The 8,491-nt window shown below is 42.5% G+C and carries 9 protein-coding genes; 2 read left to right on the forward strand and 7 right to left on the reverse strand.

Annotated features, from left to right (window positions below; all coding sequences use genetic code 11):
• On the reverse strand, positions 1 to 452 hold a 452-nt coding region (locus J3998_RS12805; RefSeq protein ID WP_481924063.1), incomplete at its 3' end, for a flagellin N-terminal helical domain-containing protein.
• A 311-nt stretch (positions 453 to 763) separates the two neighbouring features.
• Here J3998_RS12805 and J3998_RS12810 point away from each other — a divergent pair.
• Together J3998_RS12810 and J3998_RS12815 are read left to right on the forward strand one after the other, a co-directional pair.
• Positions 764 to 1,027, forward strand: coding sequence for a type II toxin-antitoxin system TacA family antitoxin (locus tag J3998_RS12810; protein ID WP_208151062.1), 264 nt, complete (start codon positions 764 to 766; stop codon positions 1,025 to 1,027).
• Positions 1,024 to 1,518 (forward strand): GNAT family N-acetyltransferase, encoded by a 495-nt coding sequence (locus tag J3998_RS12815; RefSeq protein WP_208151063.1) that lies wholly within the window; start codon positions 1,024 to 1,026, stop codon positions 1,516 to 1,518. The genes J3998_RS12810 and J3998_RS12815 overlap by 4 nt, the downstream gene beginning before the upstream one ends.
• 47 nt (positions 1,519 to 1,565) lie before the next feature.
• Here the strand turns inward: J3998_RS12815 and J3998_RS12820 are convergent, their stop codons facing one another.
• The 6 genes from J3998_RS12820 to J3998_RS12845 form a co-directional block, all read right to left on the reverse strand.
• Entirely contained in the window at positions 1,566 to 2,960 is a 1,395-nt protein-coding gene (locus J3998_RS12820) for a murein transglycosylase domain-containing protein (protein WP_208151064.1), read from the reverse strand.
• Between the two features lie 72 nt (positions 2,961 to 3,032).
• The gene (gene flgL, locus J3998_RS12825; protein WP_208151065.1) at positions 3,033 to 4,373 is read right to left on the reverse strand and encodes a flagellar hook-associated protein FlgL; all 1,341 of its coding nucleotides are present in this window, start codon (positions 4,371 to 4,373) and stop codon (positions 3,033 to 3,035) included.
• A 4-nt stretch (positions 4,374 to 4,377) separates the two neighbouring features.
• Entirely contained in the window at positions 4,378 to 6,441 is a 2,064-nt protein-coding gene (flgK, locus tag J3998_RS12830) for a flagellar hook-associated protein FlgK (RefSeq protein WP_208151066.1), read from the reverse strand.
• A 40-nt stretch (positions 6,442 to 6,481) separates the two neighbouring features.
• Positions 6,482 to 6,961 (reverse strand): rod-binding protein, encoded by a 480-nt coding sequence (locus tag J3998_RS12835; protein ID WP_208151067.1) that lies wholly within the window; start codon positions 6,959 to 6,961, stop codon positions 6,482 to 6,484.
• Positions 6,962 to 6,985: 24 nt separating this feature from the next.
• A complete protein-coding gene (locus tag J3998_RS12840) occupies positions 6,986 to 8,080 on the reverse strand; it encodes a flagellar basal body P-ring protein FlgI (protein ID WP_208151068.1) in 1,095 nt (364 codons plus the stop codon).
• A 180-nt stretch (positions 8,081 to 8,260) separates the two neighbouring features.
• The coding region (locus J3998_RS12845) for a hypothetical protein (protein WP_208151069.1) at positions 8,261 to 8,491 on the reverse strand (231 nt) is incomplete at its 5' end.

An 8,491-nucleotide genomic window follows, 5' to 3' on the forward strand; every position in this document is an offset into this window, starting at 1 on the left:
TCCCATCCAGCTTGAATAGACAAACCACCATCAACATTCATTACATTCGTGCCATTGAACTTGGTAGTTTCGGCAACACGATCAATTTCCGTTTTTAGTTGTTGAAACTCCAAGTCCATTTGACCTCGGTTTTCATCAGAGTAGGTTTCGTTCATTGATTGCAGACCTAACTCTCTCATACGCTGTAACATATTTGCTAGCTCTTCGGTTGCCCCATCAATGGTTTGCACCACTGAAATACCGTCATTGGTATTACGAATCGCTTGATCGGTACCACGGATTTGGAGATTCATACGATCTGTTACTGCAAGGCCGGCTGCGTCATCTGCTGAAGAGTTGATACGTAGACCAGAAGTCAAACGTTCCATTGACGTTGATTGCTCAGAGCTTGTAGTTCCAAGAACGCGAACCGCATTCAATGAGGCCATATTTGTGTTGATTACCATTGCCATGATAGTTCTCCCTTGTACTGTGTCAGTACGATTTGTGTGTTTTACTTTTTGGTTTAGTGGGCGATGTTTCTCGCCTTCAATCTCTTTAACGGCACATACGGAAGTTCTTTAGTTTTTTTTCTATTTTTTTATAAGTAAATTTCCTATACCTAATAAAAAACCCTATTGACACCTAGAGTAGCAGTGCAAAATCATCGGTTATATCGGTATTAACCGCTTTAAAGCGACTGGAGATTGTTAATCCTTAAATCTTGTCTTGTATACCCATCAGATATACAATAAAAGAAATTCATATTTAGAGATTCACCGTTATGATGCAAAAGCTACCAATCAATATGCGTGTTCTTCCAGAACAAAAAGCATTAATTTCACAAGCCGCTGCTATTTTAAAAATGGATAGAACGGCTTTTATTTTGAATACCGTATGCAGGGAAGCGGAAGAAGTCCTTTTAAACCAAAGGGTGTTCTTACTTGATGACAAGGCGTTTGACCAATTTGAACAAGTCCTTGAGAAACCATTGCCAAACAGCGCTGAACTAGAAAAACTTTTGTCAGAGAAATCACCTTGGGAATGATTAACCCACCTGAATTATTGGCAGTTCATCACGATACTAATGAGTTCAATTGCGGAAAACCGGTTCTGGATAATTGGCTAAAAAACCAAGCATTAAAGAACCAAACAAATCGCGGTTCAAGAACTTTTGTTATCACATCCGGTAATCGAGTGGTAGGCTATTACGCCCTTGCTTCAGGCGCTGTGGAACGCACCCAAGTTGCTTCTAACATCGCTAGAAATATGCCGAATCCGATACCGGTTGTCATTCTTGCCCGATTAGCAATCGATATAAATTTCAAAGGTCTTTCGTTGGGAAAAGGGTTATTGAAGGATTCGTTACTTAGAAGTTTGAATGTCGCTAATGAAATTGGGGTTAAGGCAGTATTAGTCCACGCACTCGATAAAGAAGCCCGCACTTTCTATGAGAGGTTTGGGTTTCAACCAATGCCGGAACAAGACAACACTTTAATGATTTCGATTTCTAATATCGAAGCGCTTTTAAGAACGTGAATGAGTTAAGACCCAAACTAAACAGCTTGAGCCTTAACTCATTCACGTTATGTTTGATGATTATTTTGCTTAGCAAGAAGCACTTTATCAACATACTGGCGGGCTTCTTCGGTTTGATGGTTTGCTTTTAATTTATTGTAAACTTGCGCGATGGGTAACCGATTCACTTCTTGAATCGCTTTTTCAGGCTGTGGATCAAATAACTTTAATACGGTATTGAGCCCAGAATTATAAGCGGAGATGGCCAGTAACTCTTTCTTACGATCATCTTGTACTTCAGCAAAATAATGGTGTTGCAGGAGGCCTAGATACGCAACACCGATGCGAATATTATTTTCTGGATTCAGCAATTCCGTTTCCGATGGTGATCGCTCTTTGCCATCGATCATTTCCAAAACATCTCGACCCGCCGCATTCGCTTTAATTTGCATTAACCCCAAAGCATTTGAACTGCTCCGCGCTAATGGGTTGAAAGCGCTTTCGACTTCCATCACCGCCATTACCAAATCTAATGGAACATTAAACTCTTGAGCAAATTGTTCAGCCCATTGGCGATATTGATTCAATTGCGATGAATTTAAGGTAGCAATGGCCTTAGGCTGCAATTCGAAGGCCGAAGCGACTATCTGATCTTTAGAATGCAATGGGATACTGATGTGTAAAAATTGCTGATTATCGTCCTCAACCCAATAGGCATTGTCATTCATTAATACCTTGGCATATTCATAAGCTTGTGCTGGATAGCGAATCGAGAAATTCGATTTATCTCGTACTTGGTTAAAATAATAAGGCTTCGCAGCCAGATTAAATTTGGCTGGTTGTAGAAAATTTGTCTCTTGTAAACCCGATTGCGAAAGCATGATTCTACTAAGTACTTTTTTGATTTGCGAAGTCCGTGCTAAATGTGCAGGAAATTCCACGACAATCTCATCTTCATAAGCATGTGCTTGAATCGTCGTTACTGGAAGATTAGGCTTAAGTTCCTTCTCGGCGGCATAAACATCGCCACTTTTTTCATAACTTGAAAGCTCAGGCTCTTGTTCAGGAGAACTTTTAACAACTGATTGAAAAGTAGCTCTTTTTTCCAAAGGGACCTTTTCTGCGCTTGTGTCTTTAATTTCTGGCGTCTGTGCGGTCGCGGTACTATTGTCATTAGAAATTTTTGGCAGAGCTAGAGCTTGGGGGGCCAACTGAGTGCTTGCCGTTGATTCAACCAATGAGGACTGCGGCGTCATTACAGGAAGAGAGTCACTAAGTACGCGATTCGTTACCATTCCCAAGGATGGCGTTGAATCAATTGGCTGGCTGACAGTAGGAATAAATGCTTTTTGTGGCGCTTGTTGTTTTGCCCAACCATGCATAGAGGAAGCGTAGGAAGCGCCAAGCAGTAATACTGAACTGCCTGCAATAATCCAAAGACTTGATGACTTTTTTAAAAACATTGTACTGCTTACTCAATAACCTTTTTATAAGTAGTCATTAAGCAAGAGCAGTACCAGTTTTCAGAGGTTTAATTAGCGAAGGTAATTAAATAAGGACATTTCATTGACGCGGGTAAAAACTTGCTGAGCCATTTGCAAAGCATTTTGCTGCTGAGTTAAATCGGTAATCCCTTGCACAATATCGAGCTCTTCGAGATTCATACGACGTTCTTCGAGCGATAGCTTGAAGGTTTCACCAGAATCATACTGCGATTCAATTCTGTTTTGGCGACCACCAATTTCTGCTCGAACTTGAGTAAGCTGTTCAACAGAAGCATCCATATCTTGAACTAATAACCCCATGCCCGAAGTATCATTGTTTTCAAGATCTCTCTTCAACTCATATAACACGTTCAGAATATTATGTTCTGGCGGGTTAACGTCATCGCTTGTGACCGAAATATCCGCAACATCTTCTCCAATCGCGCCGGTAGTGGTTTCAAATACTAGATTCTCATTATCAACCAAAGCACCGGATTGCCAACCGGTTAAAGTCCCTGTGTAAGTACCCGTTGCAGCACCACCGGTTGTTGCACCGTCGGCTAAATTTTCAAAAGCAAGGGCAACTTCTTTCGCGGAGAGTGAAGTATCAGCCGTATAGGTTAAACCAGCAACGGTAATCGACTGCCCTTCCGTCATTGGATAAAATTTAAGATTGGCTTGTTCTAAAGCTCCATCGTTGTTGATTTCTTCAACAAAAGGCAAAGCACTTTTTAGTGTTGAAACTGGATCAGGAATTCCAAAAACTCTCGCGCCATTATCGGTAATTCTTACTCGACTTGAATCGCCGTAATCATTAGGATTTAACGTATTATCCGAATCAAAGCTAATTTGAACAAAACGTGAGCCATAATTTGCCAAAGGATCATAGTCATCTCCGGCATTTTCATTGCCGATATAAGAGACATACCCCGGATTGACTTGATCGCTGACAAATGCCTGCTCAACATTAACATTACTTCCGGCAAACAACTTCTCGCCCTCTGAAGTACTGTAATTCATTAAATTGCTTACATGCTCAATTAACTCACCAATTTCCGCTGCAGTTGCTTTTCGATCACCTTCATTATAGGTGTCGTTCATCATCTGAATGGTAAGCTCTCTCGCTCGCTGTACCGCAGAAATCACATCCGTAATTGCGGTCTCTTCTTGGACCAACTGGGACTTTGCAAAATCACCATTTTTTGCATATTGGTCAATGGTATCCATGGTACGGTTCAATGCATTAATTTGACTTAAAGCAACCGGATCATCTCCTGGCGCATTGACACGCTTACCGGTGCTTAACTGTAGCTGGGTTTGTAGGATATCTTCCTGATGCTTTTGAATCGAAGCCAAACCTTGACTATGAAACTGATTGGTCGAAATGCGCATTTGCCTATCCTCGTACTACGCTAATCAGCGTCTGAAACAATGATTGCGCAGTTGAAATAATTTGAGCGGATGCTTCATACGCTTGCTGGTAGCGTAATAAGTTTGCCGCTTCTTCATCTAAACTGACCCCGGAGAGTGATTCACGACGATCCACAATCTGTTGAAACACATTCTCTTGAGCGGTCAGTTGAATATCCGTTGATCTAACATAGAGCCCAACATTACTCGCCATTATCGAATAACCACCAAGTAATGTTGAACTTGCATTACCGTTATCGTCACTTAGCAAAATATCTTTAGACTGCAAGCTGGCAATATTTGCCATATTCGTATTATCGCCATAAGCAGCAGGCGCTGGACTGGCAAAACTCATAAATCCGGTTGTTGCATCATCAAACTCAAGTTGAGAGATGGTTCCATCGCCATCGGTATCCAATAGATCACCGCCATCACCGCTAACTTCCGCAGAAAATACACTATTAAATTCTGCAACTGTCATACCTAGAGGGTCTGTATCATCAATCCCAGTTGCAGCAATAAAACTGCTGTAGGTAACAATACTGTCGGTGTCTTCAGCACCTAAAGCAATCGCTTCGTTATAGTATGGCGTTAAAGACTGAACTAATGGCGATTGACCTCTTGCCGCAATTTCATTTGGTTCTTGAATAAGCGTTGCAAAGTCTTCCAGAATATCTTTATGAGGTTGAACAATAAAACTATCTCCTTGAGAGTAAGTACCGTTGTCACCTTTAAACTCTAGGCCATCAATAGTAGTAGAGCTATTTTTAGCGAAATCGCCTAATAATTCTCTCGTATTTCGATCAAGTACATAAAAACCACCGTTACCACCATCTAATGATTCGTCATACCGCAGCTCATACTCACGCGACTCGAATTCACCAATTGCCTGCATTGCATTATCTAAATACGCTTGCTTTTCATCATAGGTCGTAGGCTGAGTGGTAAATGGAGGTTCAGGCGTTGTCGCGGTTGGTTTTACCGGATTAAACGTAACCGAAATTCCACTGCCATCAGAACTACCGTCGGCATTGTTTGAACTTTTCAAAACATCCGCAGATAAAGGCGTAAACAAACTTTGTCCCGGATCGCCATTTAAATCCCATCCCTGGTAATGTTGCCAGTTCATCGAAGCAACCATGCCATTAATGGTTAAACCTAAATCATTCTGCGCCTTATCGAGCATCTCCGTACGGAAATCAATTACGCCACCCAGTTCACCACCGGTAATTTTATCGGTAATCACTTGGCGAGCGCCGCCGATATAGGTATAAATTTCAATTCGACCTTCATCAGGATAAGGACTTTGAGCTGCTTGCAAATAGGTCGCATTGTTATCGCTGATTAAAGGAACTTTTCCGCCGCCGGTATGAATCTCGATGGTTCCGTCTTGTTGCGGGTAGGTATCAATATCAATGTATTTGCTCAATTCCAAAATAGCTTGATCTCGTTGATCAAGAAGGTCATTTGGTGCTTGACTACCAACCGATAACGCTCGGGCAACTTCATCATTAATACTCTGAATCGTTTTTAAACGATCATTCACTTCAGTTGTCAAATCTTTTAACTGCGTATTAGTCTGAGATTCAAGACTCTCTAGCACATTCGTCAAATTTCCGACATGACTTTGTAAACTACCTGCTTCATCCAATAATAACTGGCGCGATACTTCAGACGTTGGATTAGAAGCAACGGTTTGCAGGCTGTCGAAGAAACGTTGCATGAAGTCTTTCACACCTTCATCATTACCGGCAACAATCCCTTCGACCTGTGTCGCTAATGAGTATGAGGATTCATAGCGCTGTACAAGTGACTGACTCGTGTAGAGTTGATTCTGGATATATTCCGCATTAATACGCTCGATGCTACTAACTGCAGAACCGCCGCCAAGATATGTCGAACCCGCTAAATTTGGAGTGCTGCTGACAATATCAGCACGCTGGCGGCTATAGCCTTCAGTATTGACATTGGCTACGTTATGGCTGGTGACGTCCAAAGCCGTTTTAAAGGTTCGGGTCGCTTGGGTACCAATGGTTAACATATCTGCCATAATTTATCTCCAATCGATTTTTCGACCGATTCTCTCGTCATTACTGTTGTCTAAATTTCAATGCCGTCTCGGTACTGGCAATCGGATGATTTAAAACCGACTGCTCGTTATTTCCGGTATTAGGTGCAGAGACTGTTGCTAATTTTTTCTGCTCTTGCATTGCATTGAACTGCTCCGGTGTATACACATTGTCGACTTTCGGAGCCAGTTGCTCAACAATGCTATCGGCCAAACCTAAAGAACCTTTAGTAGAAAGTGTTTGCGCCAACTGGCTGTCGTGCCAATCTTTAAAGAAATCGCCCTGATTGCCGTCTAGCCAACCGTCATCAAACGAAACCTTACGCGCCTCTTTCATAATCTGTTGCAAAAACAACGCTTCAAACTGTTCAGCAACCGGACGCAAGGCTTCTTTCGGGTCTTGTTTCGCGGTTTTACGCAAATCATTTAAAGCATTACTGTCAGCGACATTTTGCGCTTTCTGACGCACCGAGTCGATTGCGTTCAGGTTTTTAAAATCCATCCTTTCCATCTTACTGCGTCCATTTTAAATAATCATTAATTCTGCTTTTAGAGCGCCGGACTGTTTTAATGCTTCCAAAATCGCCACTAAATCGCCTGGCGCCGCGCCGACTTTATTGACCGCTTGCACGATATCATCCAGTGACACCCCTTTCGGGAAAGTAAACATACGGCCACCGGCTTGATCAACGGCAACTTCACTATTACCCGTTACCGCGGTACCGCCGCCGCCAAATGCATTTGGCTGAGAAACTTGCGTATCTTCTGTGATTTTTACCGACAAACTGCCGTGCGTGACCGCCGCAGGGTTAACCGTTACATGCTGACCGATAACCACCGTACCTGTGCGCGAATTAACGATAATACGCGCTGGCGCATCGCCGGTTACCACTTCCATATTCTCGACCAACGATAAAAATGCCACACGTTGATTGGCCATACGCGGCGCCATGACTTCAACCGTTTCCGCATCCAACGCTTTCGCCGTACCGTCACCAAGTTGTTCGTTAATGGTATTCACTAAGTTGGTTGCAGTGGTAAAGTCGGCATTTTTTAGATTCAAACGAATGGTATTGCCTAAATCAAAGCCGGTATTCACGGTTTTCTCGACCGTCGCGCCATTTGGAATACGCCCGACACTCGGTACATTAATAGTAATACGAGAACCATCCGCCCCGCTGGCATCCAAACCACCGACAACCAAGTTACCCTGCGCCAAAGCGTACACATTACCGTCAACCCCTTTTAAAGGGGTCATCAGTAAAGTACCACCACGAAGACTTTTCGCATTACCAAGTGATGAAACAGTAATGTCGATTTTTTGACCCGATTTGGAGAAAGCCGGAAGTTCAGCATGAACCGCAACCGCTGCCACATTTTTGGCATTGGTATTGGTACCGTCTGGCACCTTGATTCCAAACTTATTTAACATGCTCAACAAGCTCTGCTCGGCAAACGGCGTTTTATCGCCCGAACCATTCAAGCCGACAACCAGACCATAACCGACCAAGTGGTTGGAACGCACACCGCCAACATTGGCAATATCTTTAATGCGTTCGGCATAACTATAACTACTCCAAAACATTGTCATAGTCAGTAGAACCAGTATCAGGTGTCGCATAACCCCTCCTAAATCGTAATCACGGGTAAACCCTTTGAGATTAACAAAGCAGAGAGCATGCCAGAAAAGAGATAGGATTAAGCAGACAATAGCGAAAAAACAGGAGAAAAGAAAAAAGCTGACCCGCAAAAAGGAGATTGAAAAACGGATCAGCGTAGAAACAGTGAAATTATAAATTTCTTAGCAGAGCTTTAGTAAATTATTTACAGCATAATTTAGGCCAACTAACCCAAAAACTAGATAAAAATACTTATAAAAACCGAATAAACTCTTATCAACTACGACAATAAAGAGCAAACAGACGCCTAGGGAAACGCAGAATAAGTCCCCATTGACTTCAGCGAGGAGTTTGAAGAGATAAATTCTAGGCAGCGTTTGATAAGCATAGCCTTTGCTATGGTTGAGAGCGCT

This window comes from Thiomicrorhabdus marina, from assembly GCF_017571465.1.
In the GTDB taxonomy this organism is placed as follows: domain Bacteria; phylum Pseudomonadota; class Gammaproteobacteria; order Thiomicrospirales; family Thiomicrospiraceae; genus Thiomicrorhabdus; species Thiomicrorhabdus marina.